This is a genomic window from Weissella viridescens (assembly GCF_003862435.1).
Lineage (GTDB): Bacteria > Bacillota > Bacilli > Lactobacillales > Lactobacillaceae > Weissella > Weissella viridescens_A.
In genome coordinates, this window is record NZ_RHGY01000009.1 from 1 (window position 1) to 17,112 (window position 17,112).

General features: G+C 43.8%; 12 protein-coding genes and 1 rRNA gene. 1 reads left to right on the plus strand and 12 read right to left on the minus strand.

The genetic code is table 11. The annotated features are described in order from the left end of the window. From D3P96_RS07320 to D3P96_RS07375, 12 genes are all read right to left on the minus strand, one after another. A 16S ribosomal RNA gene (locus tag D3P96_RS07320) occupies positions 1-110 on the minus strand; the annotation flags it as partial. Between the two features lie 415 nt (positions 111-525). Then, complete coding sequence (gene lysS / locus D3P96_RS07325) at positions 526-2,010, minus strand: lysine--tRNA ligase (RefSeq protein ID WP_124943717.1); 1,485 nt, start codon at positions 2,008-2,010, stop codon at positions 526-528. Positions 2,011-2,110: 100 nt separating this feature from the next. Continuing rightward, positions 2,111-3,001, minus strand: coding sequence for an Hsp33 family molecular chaperone HslO (gene hslO / locus D3P96_RS07330; protein WP_124943718.1), 891 nt, complete (start codon positions 2,999-3,001; stop codon positions 2,111-2,113). Between the two features lie 117 nt (positions 3,002-3,118). After that, entirely contained in the window at positions 3,119-5,203 is a 2,085-nt protein-coding gene (gene ftsH, locus D3P96_RS07335; RefSeq protein ID WP_124943719.1) for an ATP-dependent zinc metalloprotease FtsH, read from the minus strand. 57 nt (positions 5,204-5,260) lie between these two features. Beyond that, the gene (gene hpt / locus D3P96_RS07340; RefSeq protein ID WP_124943720.1) at positions 5,261-5,857 is read right to left on the minus strand and encodes a hypoxanthine phosphoribosyltransferase; all 597 of its coding nucleotides are present in this window, start codon (positions 5,855-5,857) and stop codon (positions 5,261-5,263) included. A gap of 98 nt (positions 5,858-5,955) precedes the next feature. After that, positions 5,956-6,942 (minus strand): tRNA lysidine(34) synthetase TilS, encoded by a 987-nt coding sequence (gene tilS / locus D3P96_RS07345; protein ID WP_124943721.1) that lies wholly within the window; start codon positions 6,940-6,942, stop codon positions 5,956-5,958. Positions 6,943-7,004: 62 nt separating this feature from the next. Then, positions 7,005-7,382, minus strand: coding sequence for an FtsB family cell division protein (locus D3P96_RS07350; protein ID WP_124943722.1), 378 nt, complete (start codon positions 7,380-7,382; stop codon positions 7,005-7,007). A 124-nt stretch (positions 7,383-7,506) separates the two neighbouring features. After that, the gene (locus tag D3P96_RS07355) at positions 7,507-7,779 is read right to left on the minus strand and encodes an RNA-binding S4 domain-containing protein (protein WP_124943723.1); all 273 of its coding nucleotides are present in this window, start codon (positions 7,777-7,779) and stop codon (positions 7,507-7,509) included. A gap of 1 nt (position 7,780) precedes the next feature. Beyond that, complete coding sequence (locus tag D3P96_RS07360) at positions 7,781-9,355, minus strand: polysaccharide biosynthesis protein (protein ID WP_124943724.1); 1,575 nt, start codon at positions 9,353-9,355, stop codon at positions 7,781-7,783. Between the two features lie 12 nt (positions 9,356-9,367). Continuing rightward, entirely contained in the window at positions 9,368-12,862 is a 3,495-nt protein-coding gene (mfd, locus tag D3P96_RS07365) for a transcription-repair coupling factor (protein ID WP_124943725.1), read from the minus strand. 24 nt (positions 12,863-12,886) lie between these two features. Continuing rightward, positions 12,887-13,453, minus strand: coding sequence for an aminoacyl-tRNA hydrolase (pth, locus tag D3P96_RS07370; protein ID WP_124943726.1), 567 nt, complete (start codon positions 13,451-13,453; stop codon positions 12,887-12,889). Between the two features lie 203 nt (positions 13,454-13,656). Beyond that, entirely contained in the window at positions 13,657-16,269 is a 2,613-nt protein-coding gene (locus tag D3P96_RS07375) for a YhgE/Pip domain-containing protein (protein WP_124943727.1), read from the minus strand. Between the two features lie 117 nt (positions 16,270-16,386). Between D3P96_RS07375 and D3P96_RS07380 the strand changes: the two genes are divergently transcribed. Continuing rightward, positions 16,387-16,992, plus strand: coding sequence for a TetR/AcrR family transcriptional regulator (locus D3P96_RS07380; protein ID WP_124943728.1), 606 nt, complete (start codon positions 16,387-16,389; stop codon positions 16,990-16,992). Positions 16,993-17,112: the final 120 nt, after the last annotated feature.

Genomic DNA, 17,112 nt, shown 5'->3' on the forward strand with positions numbered 1-17,112 from the left:
GTCATATCTGAGCAAGCTCTTCAAATCAGTTGGACCACAAAGCGTTCGACTTGCATGTATTAGGCACGCCGCCAGCGTTCATCCTGAGCCAGGATCAAACTCTCATTTTGTACTTACTCCATAAATGAAGAAAGGTTTCAAAAGCTTGATATTACTCAATTTTTCTTTTTGTTGTTTAACAGATTGTTAAACGAATTTACTAGCGAATTGACTTCGCAAATGTTTGCACCAAATAAATTTGGTGACCCTACACATTTGTTTATATCGAAACGATATTCAGTTTTCAATGATCTACTTATCGGTCGGAATAACTCCCTGACGCAACTTTTATATTATAGCAACTATCTGGTTAATCGTCAACGATTGTTTCTGATTAATTCAAACGTTTATTTATAATTTTCCGTTGCCACGGCTCGTGACAACTCTTAAGATAATACAGATTTAAACCGTTAATGTCAATCACTTATTCGATATAATTGGATAAAAAAATAACCCACCGAAATTCGGCGAGTTATTTTGTATTAATTAACGCATTGTTGGGAACAACAAAACATCACGAATTGATTCTGCATCAGTTAAGAGCATTACCAAACGATCAATTCCGATACCCAATCCACCTGTAGGTGGCATACCATATTCAAGGGCTTCAACGAAGTCTTCATCGATGCCTTCGGCTTCATCATTTCCAGCGGCACGTTCAGCAGCTTGTGCTTCGAAACGTTCACGTTGGTCAATTGGATCGTTCAACTCAGTAAAGGCATTTCCATATTCAGCCCCAACAATGAACAACTCAAAACGATCAGTGAAACGGTCGTCTTCAGCATTCTTCTTGGCCAATGGAGACACTTCAACTGGATGTCCGTAAACAAATGTTGGTTGAATCAATGTCTTTTCAACGAATTCTTCGAAGAATTCGTTGATGATGTGACCAACTGTCCAGTAATCTTCATACTTAACATTATGCTCATCAGCAACTTGACGCGCTTCTTCAACAGTCATTGGTTGCCAGAAGTCAACGCCAGTCTTTTCCTTAATCAAGTCAACCATATGCTTACGGGCAAATGGCTTACCTAAATCAACTTCAGTACCTTGGTAAGTAATCTTCAAATCATCAGATACAACCTTAGTTGCAGCCTTGAAGATGTTTTCCGTTTCCGTCATCACATCATCAAAGTCCCAGTATGCCGCATATGTTTCCATAACAGTAAACTCAGGGTTGTGCTTTTGATCCATACCTTCATTACGGAAAACACGTCCAATTTCATAGACACGCTCCATACCACCAACAATCAAACGCTTCAAATGCAATTCAAGCGCAATACGAAGATACATATCAATATCTAGGGCGTTGTGGTGTGTAATGAATGGGCGAGCTGAAGCACCACCAGCTGAATTTTGTAGCATTGGTGTTTCAACTTCAATGAACCCATCTTGGTTCATGTAATCACGAATAGCTGTAATGATTTGTGAACGCTTGTAGAAACGGTCATAAGTGTCATCATTGGCAATCAAATCAAGGTAGCGTTGACGATACTTTGTTTCAACATCCGTTAGACCATGGTACTTATCTGGCAATGGACGTAGCGCCTTTGACAAGTGCGTGATTTCTTCAACGTTAATTGAAAGTTCACCAGCACGCGTCTTCATAACGGTTCCCTTAAAGCCTAAGATATCACCTAAGTCAGACTTCTTGAACCATTCGTAAACATCCTCACCAACAACAGGCTTTTGGACGAACACTTGGATACGACCTGTACGGTCTTTGATATCAGCAAAAGTAATCTTACCTGAACGACGCTTAGTCATCATACGACCAGCAATCTTCACTTCATGATGCCCTGCTTCTAAGTCTTCCGTTGAAACATCATCGTACAACTCATGCAATTGTTCTGCTGTATGTGTTCGGTCAAAACGATGACCAAAAGGATCAATTCCTGCTTCACGCATTTCGTCAGCTTTTTGACGACGTGAAATCATTTGATCATTTAATGACTCTTGTTGATCTGCCATTGTGTACCCCTTTATATGTTTTAATTTAAATTTGGTTTTTGAAAAATCGCCTTCTTAAGTTTGCCAAGCTTAAGGCATTTTTGCAAGCCCTAAACCGACATTATTTGTCTTGAGCTTCTGTAATTAATGCTTGGAGTTCTTCCGCATTAAAATCAATTTCTTTTCCAGTGAAACGATCAGTAATCTTAACACCGTGATCTTGATCAAGCATCTCTTGCAAATCAGCAACTGGTAACGTCTCAAGCATTTGGGCGTAACGCGCCTTTGAAGTTTCAGGGTATGACGTTACTGGCGTAGAATCAACTTGTTCCAATTCAGTAGCCCCAAACAATTGGTCCAAAAGCTCCATTGGCATGTGGTTTTCTTCCAAAATTGATGCAATTGATGGGTAGTGTTGTAACTTTTCTTCCAATGTATCCAAGTCAGCATCAGTGGCGTCAGGTAGTGCAGAAACAATGAAACCACCGGCAGAGATGACATTCCCATCGCTATCCAAATCAACTGAAACCGCAACAGCTGAGGGAATTTGTTCTGACTTAGCCATGTAATAAGTTAAGTCATCACCAATTTCACCCGTTGCAAGTTGGACCTTCCCTGTAAATGGTTCCATGTCCTCACCCATATCTTTGGTAACCGTCAAGTAACCATCAATACCAACGGCTGCCCCAACATTTTCTGAACCATCTTCATTCAATGGCAATGAAACTTCTGGATTTGAAACATAACCGCGAACTTGCCCTTCAGCAGAAGTTTCAACCACAATCTTACCTGCAGGTCCGTTACCGTCAATTGTCAAAACCAGACGATCATCATCCTTTAACAAGGCATTTGAAAGTAATAGTCCCCCAATTAAAGCACGGCCTAAAATAGTCTTTCCAAGGTTTGAAGCCTTTTGGTTTTCTGTAATCTTTTGCACCATGTCAGTTGCATCAACGGCAATGGCACGGAACGCATTATTTTTCGTTATGGCACGTACTAGTTCATCTGTCATATTAATTCTCCTTATACTCACATTTTCTTAAGTGCTATTATACGCTATCTCACAGCATACTTTAATCATTAAATATAAAAAAGGAACTAATCGGTGATTAGTTCCTTGTTCATGTACTTAGATTTCATCATCGTCATCAGGGGCGATTTCCTTTGGCTTATCTGTAGCAGCCTTGTCTTCGTCCTCTGTTAACTTACGGTTAGCAGCATCACGTGCTTCTTCATATGACATTGGCTCGTCTGAATCTTCTTCATCAACGGGCTTTTCATCTGGCATGTGGCCTGTTTCAAACAAACTCAAAATTTGCTTTTCGTCAAGGGTCTCATACTCAAGAAGTGCTTGCGCAATGGCTTCATGCTTATCTTGGTATTCTGCAATGATTGACATTGCAGTATTATATCCATCAGTTGTTAAGCGACGAACTTCTTGATCAATATCGTTCGCTGTTGCTTCCGAATATGTCAAACCATTACGTCCCATTGAAGGCGTGTTTTGGTTTTCCAATTCAACCATTCCCAACTTATCAGACATTCCATATTGCGTCACCATCGAGCGCGCAATTTGTGTTGCTTGTTGGAAGTCATTTGAAGCGCCGGAAGATTGTTGATCAAACTTGAACATTTCAGCAGCGCGTCCACCCATCAAACCAGCAATTTGATCAGTTGCGTCTTGCTTTGACATTAACATTTGATCTTCACGTGGCAACATGATGGCATATCCGCCAGCACGTCCACGTGGCACAATTGTTACCTTGTGCACGACACGTGCGTCATTTAGTACCAAACCAACAATGGCGTGTCCAGCTTCGTGATAAGCAACTGTCTTACGTTCCTTTTGCGAAATGACACGGTCTTTCTTAGCTGGTCCAGCAATAACACGGTCTTCCGCTTCGTCAACATCCTTGGCGTTGATGGTGTTGTGGTTTTGACGTGCAGCCAAAAGCGCAGCTTCATTCAACAAGTTTTCCAAATCAGCTCCCACGAAACCTGGTGTTTGCTTGGCAACTTCCTTCAAATCAACTGAAGAATCCAATGGCTTGTTGCGGGCGTGCACCTTCAAAATTTCTTCACGACCCTTAACGTCAGGTTGCCCGACCAAAATCTTACGGTCAAAACGACCTGGACGTAGCAAAGCGGGGTCCAAAACATCAGAACGGTTGGTAGCAGCCATCACAATGACACCTTCACTACCAGAGAACCCATCCATTTCAACCAAGATTTGGTTCAATGTTTGTTCACGTTCATCGTTTCCACCACCGGTACCAGAACCACGTTGACGTCCAACCGCATCAATTTCATCAATAAAGATGATTGATGGGGCAACTTTCTTGGCGTTATCAAACAAGTCACGAACACGACTTGCCCCAACCCCAACGAACATTTCAACGAAGTCAGATCCAGAGATTGAGAAGAATGGCACCTTTGATTCACCAGCCACGGCACGGGCTAGCAAAGTCTTACCTGTTCCTGGAGGCCCCTCAAGTAGGACACCCGCTGGAATACGTGCACCCAACTTAGAGAACTTCTTTGGATCACGCAAGAATTCAACCACTTCGACCAATTCTTGCTTTTCTTCTTCTTCACCGGCAACATCCTTGAAACGTACTTTGTTTTCACTAGGATCTTCAGGCTTAGCCTTTGACTTACCGACACCCATGATGTTTCCACCACCGCGTCCGCCTTGGCCACCACCTTGCATACCGCTCATCATCATGTAGAACAATCCGACCATCAATAGCACAGGCAACAACGTTACCAGCATTGTACCCCAGAAGTTTGAGGCTTGTGGCTTAGTTGTCACAGCTGTCTTTGACTTGTCAGCTTGATTTTGAATATCTGAGATGACGGTACCGTTGCTTACAACTTGCGTTTGGAAATTCTTTGTCTTGGTATTTTGCTTACCTGACAAAAGATTGTTAAACGCACCGGTCGTACTCTTTTGGTCCTTCTTTGAACCAGAATCAGACTGTGCCTTACGGTATTCACCCGTAATCTCATACACACCCGCACCTGGTTGGACCGTAATCTTTTTAATCTTTTCGTTCTTGAGATCAGTCACGAACTGTGACGTTGTCGTTGTTTTAGTCGTTGTTGTTTGTGTAGGTCCTGCAACCCAATAAAACAACCCCAAAAAACCTAAAGCAAGGATAACGTAGAACAGACTGTTTCGAACAAAATTACCATTGTTCTTGGGATTTCGCATCTATTCCTCCTAGGGGTATATCACTGCGATATACCGGTTTACTTTATCATTTATATTTTAGTGCTCTGCTGTGATATCTGTTGTATCCACCAAGTCGGCGTGTTCTGGGTCATAGACGGCTTGTTTCAACACGCCCACGTATGGCAAGTTACGGTAAAGTTGCTTGTAATCTAGTCCGTAACCAACTACGAAGGCCTTTGGTACATCAAAACCAACATAATCAACGTCAGCATCAACAACTCGGCCTTCTTTTTTATCTAAAAGACTGGCCACTTTAATTGACTTTGCACCACGTTGTTCCAACAGCGCCATCATAAACTTCAATGACCGCCCTGTATCAACAATGTCTTCCATGATGATAACATCACGTCCAGCAATATCTGTTTGTAAATCAACAATTAAATCCACTTCACCAGATGAGGCAATACCACCATGGTAGCTTGAGACGTCAATGAATTCTACTTCTGCGTATTGCATATAACGCATGACATCTACTGTCCATAGGACGGCACCCTTTAAAACTGAGATAATAACAGGCGTGCGACCTTCGTAGTCGTTGGCCAATTCGGTCCCGACACGCTTTGCCGCTTCTGCAATATCATCTTCACTATATAAAACACGTTCAATATCGTTATTCATGTCCCACTGGCTCATGTAGTTTGCTCTCCTAAAAATATGGTTCACCTATCGTTACACAGCATTAAGAGTAACACAAATAATTGAGAATGTTTAGCAAAATCAAGAAAACATTGTTAACTTTCTTGACCAATGCTCACTAATGCTAATATGGCCTGTTCCCGTACCAATTGCCATCCTTTTCCTAGATCAATTATCCCATGTGCCACGCTATCATTTCGCATCAACTGAAGCGCCTGTTGAAGCTGGCGCTGCTTCACTTGATACAGTCCTTGTTCATTTAGCCAAGCCTGCAAGACATAGGTTATAGCTGCATCTGGCATCGACCAATCAAATGTACCTGCTTCAAGCGCACTAAAATATTGGGGCAGGCTCGCTTCTAGTAAGTACTGCATCCCCGATAGTTGTTCAGCACTTTCATTAATATGGGCCGAGGCTTGTTGATTAATTTGTTGAAGCTCTGGCATTACCCGATTACGAATACGATTACGGGCAAAACGGTTGTCTTGATTGGAGCTATCTGTGATCCACTGCTGTAGCGGTTTATCCAATAGGGTATCAAGCGAGCCTTTAGCTATCCCTAAAAATGGGCGCACTAACTCAATGGTTTCGGTTAACGGTACTTTCGGTTGCATGCCCTGTAATTGTTGGATATGTCCTCCGCGAATAAGTTTGTAGAGAATCGTTTCTGCCTGATCAGTCGCATGATGTGCGGTTACAATTTTATTGGCCCCGATTGTTTGGGCAAAATCAACCAACGCAGCATAACGTCGATCACGGGCTTGCTCTTCGATAGCACTGGTTGGCACTTCATCCCATTCCAGTGTCACGATTTTTGTTTCTGCCAGTTGTGGGTTAGTATCGAACACTTCGCGTACAAATTGTGCTTCTGCTGGTGCATCATCCCTTAACTGATGGTTAACGTATAAAGCACTCACTTTTGGTTGTAGCGCTTGAGGAAGGTATTGTTGGGTTAGCCAATTTAATAAGGTCAGGGAATCATGTCCGCCTGAAAAGGCGACCACAATATGGTCTGAGGCTTTGAACAACTGTTTTGTTCGCACGGTTTCGATTAACTGACGATTTAATTTATTATCTTGCATTTCGTTAGCCTCATCTTCTTGCTATATAAAAAGGTCGAGCCACGGCTCGACCTTTGTTTATTTTAATTATCATCGGGGAGATTAAAAACAACCTCACCATCTTTAGAATAAAGATAACGTTGACGCGCCAGCTTACCCAAATAATCATTATTTTGGACATCTTTTTTCGTCTGTTTTAGGGAACGATTCGTATCCTGCGCTTTGCTAAGACTAGCTTTGGTCTTGGTCACTGTTTGCTCAGCCGACACGTAGCGTTGATAACGCGTTTGGTATTGCCAAGTAAAGATCAAGGTCAATACGAGAATCGCTGAGGCACAGATAATCCGACGCTTACGATGCACCTTGCGTTGGTGTTCAATCGTTCGGCGTTGCAAATCCAGCGCTCGTTGACCAGCATCGTTCAATGGCTGAATATTTTGATTAGAGTAATATTTAGCCATCTGCTGGCCTCCTTCATTTTAAGTTCGTTAGTCTTTACACAAGAGTAACTTTATCTTAAAACTCGAAAAATTTTAAGCCGAAAAATGAAAGCTTAACCTTTTTATATAAAAGTATCCCAGAGCGTTATTCTGCGTCCCCATCTGTTGTGTACTTTTCGTCAACGATGGTATACATCTCTTCTGATTCATCCTTCTTGGTTGTTTCAACGATCTTATCGATACGCAAAACTGATGTCTTGTTACCGAAACGAATGGTTAACTCATCCCCTTCAGTGACATCGCTAGAAGACTTCGCTGTCTTCCCATTAATATCAATTCGGCCTTGATCCGCAATTTCCTTAGCAACGGTACGACGCTTAATCAAGCGAGAAACCTTTAAAAATTTATCTAAACGCATATTAATTTCCTTTCGATAGCTGCGCTAGGTGCTCACCCTTGGGTAATGCACATAGCTCTGTTTGATTAAAAATATGTTGGTGGATCACGCCATAAATAGCCACAACTGCACCACTCAGACCGGCAAGTCCACATGTCAAAATACTAGCACCCCGGGTTTGTCCAAAGAGCCAATCGCCACCCCAGCGAACGGCAACCGCCGTAATGACCATAGCACCCAAGACAATACCCAAATGGCACCACCACTGCCACGTTAACATTCCATGCCACAATGAACGTGGAATCCGCCAAATAGCGAATGTAAGCAACGGCAATAAGGCGATTAGCGTTGCAATTCCCGCGCCGTCAATGCCCCAAGCAGGAACCAACAAGACGTTTCCGACGTATTTGGTACCCAGACTAATGCCTACAAACCAGACCAAGCCACGGGTACGATTCATGCTTTGTAACACACTTGTTAGCACCGTGATGAGGGTGGCGGGGATAATAATTGTAACATACCACATCAATGCACCATCCCCTTCGCGAGAACTAAACAAAAACATGTTAACGACAGGCATGATTGCAATTAACCCAAAGGTGGTGAGTGCTGAAAATACCAACGACATGCGCACAGTCATTTGAAAAGCCTGTTTCAGTGCGGCTTCGGCTTTATTTTGCCAATGGGTGTGCAGGGTCGGCAACAATGATGTGCCCAATCCAGTGGCGACTACCATCCCCAATTGCACGAGTGGTTGCCCACGATCATAGACACCCTTAGTACTTTCAGCCACCGTACTCATCAAACCGCCTTGCACCAAGAACCCCTTCACTGTAAAGGAATCAATCAGCTGCAAGAAGACTAACAAAGCAGCTAATACCGCTAACAGCCCTCCTTCACGCCACAGTCGTTGCCATAATTGGCGATAATTGAGGTTCTCAGCGGATATCGTTGTTTTTCTTTGTAAAGGGTTGAAGTCCCAGAGCGACCGTAATAAGTAGAGTGCCGTCGCGACGCCAGCAATGGTAGCCGCAAACGTCGCCCAGGTGCCAATGCGGTAAACGTCCCACGCATGTTGCATCCCAAACCACGCGACACCTAAAATGACAGTCACGCGGACTACTTGTTCAATCACTTGTGACAAGGCGGTTGGTACCATATCAAATTGCCCTTGGGTATAGCCCCGACTGGTTGCCAGACACGGCATCAAGAGAAACATCCATGCCACTGCTTTAATTTCAGGAACCAAGCGCATGTCTTGCATCCCTGCAGCAATCACTGAGGCACCAAAGTAGATGAGCGCAAAGATGGCGATACTGATTCCAGCTAGTAGCCAAAATAAGCGACGTGCTACCAGACGTTTTTCAGCTTGCGTTGGTTGTTCTGCCACCATTTTTGAAATAAAGAGGGGCCAACCACTAAGCGCCATCACCATGCCAATCCCATAAATGGGATAGACCTGTTGAAAGACATAGAAACCTTGGTTTCCAACAATATTTTGGAACGGCACGCGATAGACTGCGCTTAAAATTTTAGCGATAAGTCCCGCCAATGCCAGAATACCGGCACCGGCAAATAATTTTTGTTGTTTTGCCATCTGAACACCTACCTAGACTAGGCTAGCAAAGAAATCAGTGAGTTGCTTTAGCCATACCATTGGCTTTTGGTTTGGTTGCAATGCAATCTGCAAACGTGCAACGTCACCCTGATTCTTAATCTGACCAGCTAACTTATGCGCCTTTAGTTGTTCTTGAAGGGCTTCAAGCGTTACCTGGCTCGCATCCGTAAACCTCGTCTCTAACATTTGTGGCTGACGCGGCATCCGTTTAATGGAAGCGACACCAGCACGATCAGCAGCTGCCTTTAAGCGACCAACCATAATCAATTGTTCAGCTGCCAATGGAAGCTCACCGAAACGATCAACCAAATCATCAGTGATTTCGTCGAATTGTTCTGGTTTATCTGACTTACGAATCCGTTGATAGATTTCAATCTTTTGGGGACCATCTGGTACATAGTCATTTGGTAAGTAGGCTTCGACTTGCAAATCAAGTTCAGCGTCTGATTGCTTCTTCTTACCCTTACCTTGCTTTTCAGCCACGGCTTCATTCAGCATCTGCATGTACAAATCGTATCCGACACTGTTGATGAATCCGTGTTGACTTTGCCCGAGTAAGTCACCAGCTCCACGAATTGAGAGATCGCGCATTGCAATCTTAAATCCAGAACCCAACTCCGTAAAGTCACGAATGGCTTCCAGACGCTTTTCGCTTTCTTCATTCAACGTCCGCGTTCCAGGGTAAGTGAAGTAAGCGTAGGCCAAATTGTTAGAACGACCCACGCGACCACGCAACTGATAAAGTTGTGACAAGCCCATATGGTCAGCATTTTCTACGAAGAGTGTATTCGCATTTGGAATATCAACTCCAGTTTCAATAATTGTTGTCGTGACCAAAACGTCGTACTCACCATTAATGAAGTCTACAAGAATTCCTTCAAGTTGTGTTTCGGTCATCTTACCGTGAACATATGCAACTCGTGCCTCAGGTACTAATGACTCAATCATTGCGACAACGCGTTCAATGTCTTCCACACGATTGTGAAGGTAGAATGTTTGTCCGCCTCGGGCCATTTCGCGTTCGACCGCCGTCGCCAACGTGCGACCATTTTGTTCCATCACATACGTTTGAATTGGGTAACGGTTTGCCGGTGGTGTTTCAATCACTGAAAGATCACGTACCCCAACCATTGACATGTTCAATGTTCGTGGAATTGGTGTCGCAGTTAAAGTCAAAACGTCCACATTGTTTTGCATCTCCTTGAGGCGCTCTTTGTGCTTAACCCCAAAACGTTGCTCTTCATCAATGACCAACAAGCCCAAATCTGCAAACTCAACATCCTTAGATAAAATACGATGTGTCCCAATTAGGATATCAATTTCGTGATTGGCAGCTGCCGCCAAGGTCGCCTTTGTTTCCTTGGTACTTTGGAAACGAGAAAGCACACCGATTTTCAGACCAGTGCCCTCAAATCGACTTTGGAAACTATCGTAATGCTGTTGTGCCAAAATCGTGGTTGGCACAAGCATCGCCACTTGCTTACCCGCATGAGCTGCCTTAAAGGCTGCACGCATGGCCACTTCTGTTTTTCCAAAACCAACGTCCCCAACTAAGAGTCGATCCATTGGTTGCACCTTTTCCATGTCTCGCTTAATTTCTTCCGCGGACCGGAGTTGATCAGCTGTTTCTGGATAAGGGAAGGCGTCTTCAAATTTGCGCTGTGCATCATCATCAGCCGGAAAGGCGAAGCCTTGTTTTAGCGCACGCTCAGCGTAAAGATCAAGCAGCTCATCCGCAATATCCTCAACCTTCTTGGCCACTTTAGCCTTAGCCTTTTGCCATTCGGTGCCACCCAGCTTATTTAGCTTAGGCGCTTTTTCGGCGGCACCAACATACTTTTGTACCAAATCAAGTTGAGAAACAGGAATAAAGATTTTGTCGTCTTTTTGGTAACCAATCGTGATGTAGTCTTGCTTCATCCCATCACGTTCGATGGTCTCCATGCCCTCGTAAACCCCAATACCATGGTTCACGTGAACGACGTAATCGCCAACTTCAAGCTCGTTATAACTTTTAATTCGCTCCGCGTTCGTCAGGGTTTGACGACGTGGGGCCTTCTTTTTAGCTTGTTGGAACAACTCGTGCTCCGTTAGCACAATCATGTTTTGGGCCGGCCAATCGAATCCAGCACTCAATGGTTGCACCGCTAATTGGGTCCGTCCCATTTGCAAGCCGTCCGTAGCAGTTTGGTTCACTTTGACATCAAAATCCGCCAAAGTTTGTGCCAATTTCTCGGCTCGTTCTTCGGTATTGGTCAAAAAGAGGACCGTATTCCCCTGCTTTTGCCAACGCTCAACTTCGCTCTTTAACATTGGCATTTGGCCGAAGAACTGTTGACTTGGGCGTACCGTGACATTAGTTAAACTGTCTTGCTTAAGATTTCCAATTCCACGTTGTAATGGTGAAATCATTAAGGTGGTTTGCTTGAGTTCACGCGCTTGTTGCTCAATTTCAAACCCTAAATCAATTTGATCAAGTGCTAGTTGTTCTTCAGCTTTCTGCTCCCACCATTGGGTATTTTCATCAGCCATTTGCTTGGCATTATCGATAGCACGAGGATAGTCATCAAAAACAACTAGCCCAGCAGCAGGAAGATAGTCAAACAAGCTCGCTGGTTCTGGATATAAATAGCGCAGATACTGGCGGAATGGCGCCAAGATTTGGCCCTGATTTAAGCCGTCGATAATCGGCGTCATCGCTTCCGTAAGATGACGCTTGTCGGCACCTTCCAAACGATCACGATTTTCGGTAAAGGCCAACTCAAAACGCGTACGAGCTGCTTCAAGTTGTGCGTCCGTTGCCACTAGTTCATTTGCTGGACGGATCGTCACTTGATTTAAGTTATCCAGACTGCGCTGTGTTGCCACATCAAACGTGCGTAGTGAATCCAACTCAGTATCAAAGAAGTCCATTCGAACTGGATATTCGGCGTCCATTGGATACACATCCACAATCGAACCACGCACTGCAAAATCACCCGGTTGCCCGACGACTTCATTGCGTTGGTAGCCCATTGTATGCAATTTGGCCGCAAGTTCTGCTAAATCATACTCATGTTTAAAATCGACCTCGAGTTGTGCCGCCACAAAGTCAGCCACCGGAGCCAAATAGCGTTGTGCCCCGGCTACACTCGTAACGACCACAGCTTTCGGATCATTACGCAATGCTTCTAATGCTTGCACGCGAGCAATCGGTACATCCAAGGATGTCACGGCAATTTCATTGGCAAGCGTTTCTTCAGCAGGGAAAATGTGCACATGCCGGTCTGGTAGCAAACCAGTCATGTCTTCTGCGATTTGATCCGCATGGAACTGGCTGTCTGCCACAACCAGCATCGGTTGTTGGACCTTTTGTTCAACCGCAGCCAAATAAGCGGTCCGCGCCGCTCCAGATAGTCCGGTCACAATGTGCCGACCACCTTTTTTCAATTGGCTTGTTAAATTTTGTAAATCCGGGTTTTCGGCAATTAAATCAACCAGTTGCATGGCTATCTCCTCTTCAGTAATCCCTTAATTATAGTGATTCATTAGGGTTTGAATATCATCCCCTGCGGCAAAGTCCTCAAAGATATCTAGTGACTTATCGACACCAGCAGCTAATTCGACTTGCTCATCTTCACCAAACTTGCCCAATACGAAATCAATTACTGCTTGGTGGGTATGCTTAGGATGTGAAATCCCAAACTTCAAGCGATTGAAGTTTTGTGTGTTCAAATGGTTGGCAATACTCTTAATTCCGTTGTGACCACCGGCAGACCCCTTGGCACGTAGACGAATCTTACCAAGATCCATATCCATGTCATCATGCACAATCAAGATATCTTCCAAATCAATCTTGTAATAATCCATCAACGGACGCACAGCCTTACCAGAATCATTCATAAAAGTCGTTGGCTTGACTAGCAACACCTTTTGACCTTCAAAGAACCAGTTCGCTACAAATGCATGATGTTCACTATCTTGCTTGAACGTCAAATCATACTTATCAGCCAAGGCATCGATAACAATAAAGCCAATATTATGTCGTGTACGGTCATATTCGCGACCAATGTTTCCCAACCCAACAATCATTTTCATTTTTAGATACCTTCTCTTTTGTTTAATGCACGAAAGGGGCAGAATCGCGAGGATCCTACCCATTCCATTTAATTGAATTTACTAACTTTTTACCATTATACGCATTTTGCACCAACAGTGCCATGACTAACGCTCAATATTAAAGACGCGCACGCGATAATTTTTTACAAAAAAAGCCCGCAACATTGTGCGAACTTTTTACTTTATTCTGAAATTAAATTAAAACCATGTCGATGTTGCCTGATATAGAACAAAATCATTGCGACCAAAGATACGAGCATAATTCCTAACATGACGTGAACTGCTTGCGTTGGCGCTTGCCCAATCATCATCGTTTGTCGCAACCCGTTTACGGTGTAAGTCATTGGCACCCAGGCATGCAACTTTTGATAAATTTCAGGTGATAACTGAATTGGATAAGTTCCCGCAGACAGGCTCAATTGTGCCACTAACAAAACAACCGACACGAACGAACCAGCTCGACCGAACCATAAATTAATCGCCGTCACGAGTAAGGCATCCATCCAAGCAATTAGGATCAACAGTCCCAATGTGGCAGGTCCATCGACATAAGTCATGCCGAGTAACCACTTGCTCAAGAAGAAGAGCACAATCGCCATCATCGTGGCAATCCCCAATAGGATGACTAACTTTGATCCAACCCAACGCCAAAGCGCATAGACCGTTGTGCGTGGTTGTACCAAGTCAATCATCAGATTGATTCCTAACATCCCAACGAACAAACCAACTGAGAACATATAAGGCGCCATTCCAGTTCCGTTATTTGGTACTTGGTCACGTTCCTTGTGTTTTGTTTTAGCTGGTTGCGCCATTTGGGCATAGGTCTGCTTGTCAGCTGGTAGATCATTCACACGTTTTGTTGCTTGATCCAATTGATCAGATAACTTCTGATTCCCCTGTTGCACTTGCTGCAACGCTGGTCCCATTTGTTGCGCGCCTTGATTGAGCTTTTGTGATCCCTGTTGAAGTTGCATCGAACCATCAGCAAGTTGTGCACTTCCTTGGGCTAACTCGCCACCCTTATCTTGCAGAGTATTCAATCCAGTTTGGACCTTGCCGTTTCCAGCAACTAACTGTGCCACACCGTTTTGCAATGGTGCCATTTGATTGGCCATCTGATTGACACCAGCATTCAATTGTTGGCTTCCTGATAACGTCTTTGCATTACCATCAGTTAATTGTTGACTACCGGCGAGTAAGCTATTTTGGGCGGTCACCAATTGTTGGCTTCCTTGGTTAAGTTCACCTGACTTTTGGTTTAATTGTTGCAAACCTCCCGTAACGCGCTTTGACCCATCGGTTAAATTCGTTACCGCACTTGGCAAAGCTTGTAGTTGCGTCACTTGTTGTTCAATAGCAGGCATCTCGGCTGGCAAGCCTTGGGCATGTTGCGCAATGCGCGTAAGCGTTGCCTGATTTTCCGTCAAACTCTTCACCATTGGTGATATGGCTTGTTGTAAATCAGCTGTATTCTTCTGGAGCACTGCCACTTGTGCATCCATTTGCGCTTGATCTGATGCCTGACTAGCTTGCACACTTTGTTTAAGGGCTTGCGTTTGCTCTGGCGTCAACTTTTGTTCTTTAGCTGTTTGGTCGATTGCTGCATTAACATGCGCATCACGACCAGCTGAAATCTTTTGCATTTCGGCCAAGGCTGTCAAACTACTATCAATTTTTTGCGTCACTGCTTGCGCATCTGGCGCAGCTCCTTGCTTTGCTTTCGCTTCATCAATAATACGCTCTAGGTCAGTCAGGTCTGACTTCACTTGGTTAATTTTTTTAGGGTCCAATTGCCCTTTTTGTGTGGCATCTTGTAATGCTGCGAGTCCCTGTGTTACTTGCTCACTCCCCGTTGTTAGCTGCGACACAGCATCAGTGTAACTTTGCACACCAGTGTTTAACTTCGTTTGCCCCGCTTGAGCCTGCGCTAAACCACCTGTTAACTGACGCTGCCCGTTTAAGCTTGCTCCCAATCCAGCACTTAGTTGGTTTTGCCCGGCCGACAAAGCCGTGACTCCTTGATTAAAGGCGGGCAGCTGACCCTGCATTTGCTGCAGTCCTTGCCCAACTGCTTGGTTACCTTGACCAGCCTGACCAACACCATCCACGTACTGCTTTAGTCCAACATCTAACTTCTGGGCCCCCGCACCAAAAGTTAAACTGCTTTGAGCCAACGTATTTAAGCCATCTGCTAACTGTTGTTGTCCATTTTTAATCTTACCGGAACCATCTGCTAGCTTTTGGCTACCATCGGCAGCTTTACCAATACCATCCCCAGCCTTCTTAATTTCTGAAAACATCGCCTTGGTGTAGGCCTGCGTCACAGATTCTGACACACGTTGTTGCATTTTATTAGCGGCTGATTCGGATAACTTACCACCAATAAAACTATGTCCAGAACTTGTGGCGTAATCCAATTGCATTTTCCGTGGGTGCTTGTCCAGTAAAGACGTTGCATCTTTTGAAAAATTTTCAGGAATCGTCATAACCATATAATACTGGCCATCTTTCAACCCTTTTTGTGCCTTCTTTGAATTTGTGAACGTAAAGTCCAAATCCTTAGATTGCTTTAACTCATGCACCAGTTGATCCCCAACATCAACTGTTTGCTTATGATACTTAACCGGTTGATCATGATTCACAACCGCGACTGGTAATTCATCGACATTACCATAGGTGTTCCATAAGGAACCCAAAAACGGCACGGCATATAGTGCTGGTAAAAAGCATAGGACGCTTACCACCAGCAACATAAAGCGATGCTGTTTTACATATTGCCATTCTGCTTTTAACATTGTTCCCCCTCGCTAATCTTTGAAATATTGCATATCTTTTATCTTAAATCTTGCTATAATAAGTTCAATAATCAATATTGAACAATGTGTTCAACAAATTAAAGAAAGGGGACTGTCATGCGCCATTCCGAACAAAATGCTGAGACCGAAAAGCAAATTAAAGCTGCGTTTATCCATGCCGTTGATACAAAGGGAATCAATAAAGTTACCATTACTGACATTGCCAAACATGCCCACATTAGCCGAGGTACATTCTATGTTCATTATGTCGATAAATATGATTTATTAGAAAAAATTGAGCAAGAAATCTTTGAAAAGTTACAAAGTCATGTGATTGGCGAACAACTTGAGGCTCCCTTGCTGGCTCGAACCGATGAGGACATTGCGAGTTCAACCTATCGTATTTTCAATTATTGCTTGGAGTACATTGATCAAGAGCGTGAGACCATTCGCGTATTGCTCTCACCAAACGGTGACCCCTACTTCTTTGATAAGATTAAAAAAATCATCGACCGACTCTTCACCAACAAATTGGCTGAGCTAAACGGACACTTCTCAGATAAGCTGCCAATTTCTTATTCAAAAGAAATTTCAATCACGAATTTATTGAATATTGTCCGTCATTGGCTAAATAGTCCTGATCCCGAAAGCCCTGATGAATTAGCCGAGATCCTCATGCAAAGTCGCTTGCTCGCACCGCGTGACTTATTAGTATTTGATTAACTTATATACCCAATGCCTTACTCATAAACTTCATATACTCTTGTCAAATCTCATTCTTTTCTCACATAAACGTCCTATTCCCTTAAAAAACGTGTTATGATAGAGGAATTAATTAGAAGA

Coding starts and splice junctions, on each gene's coding strand:
- lysS (WP_124943717.1), bottom strand. CDS start 2,010: ATGGCAGATCAACAAGAGTCATTAAATGATCAAATGATTTCACGTCGT.
- hslO (WP_124943718.1), bottom strand. CDS start 3,001: ATGACAGATGAACTAGTACGTGCCATAACGAAAAATAATGCGTTCCGT.
- ftsH (WP_124943719.1), bottom strand. CDS start 5,203: ATGCGAAATCCCAAGAACAATGGTAATTTTGTTCGAAACAGTCTGTTC.
- hpt (WP_124943720.1), bottom strand. CDS start 5,857: ATGAGCCAGTGGGACATGAATAACGATATTGAACGTGTTTTATATAGT.
- tilS (WP_124943721.1), bottom strand. CDS start 6,942: ATGCAAGATAATAAATTAAATCGTCAGTTAATCGAAACCGTGCGAACA.
- D3P96_RS07350 (WP_124943722.1), bottom strand. CDS start 7,382: ATGGCTAAATATTACTCTAATCAAAATATTCAGCCATTGAACGATGCT.
- D3P96_RS07355 (WP_124943723.1), bottom strand. CDS start 7,779: ATGCGTTTAGATAAATTTTTAAAGGTTTCTCGCTTGATTAAGCGTCGT.
- D3P96_RS07360 (WP_124943724.1), bottom strand. CDS start 9,355: ATGGCAAAACAACAAAAATTATTTGCCGGTGCCGGTATTCTGGCATTG.
- mfd (WP_124943725.1), bottom strand. CDS start 12,862: ATGCAACTGGTTGATTTAATTGCCGAAAACCCGGATTTACAAAATTTA.
- pth (WP_124943726.1), bottom strand. CDS start 13,453: ATGAAAATGATTGTTGGGTTGGGAAACATTGGTCGCGAATATGACCGT.
- D3P96_RS07375 (WP_124943727.1), bottom strand. CDS start 16,269: ATGTTAAAAGCAGAATGGCAATATGTAAAACAGCATCGCTTTATGTTG.
- D3P96_RS07380 (WP_124943728.1), top strand. CDS start 16,387: ATGCGCCATTCCGAACAAAATGCTGAGACCGAAAAGCAAATTAAAGCT.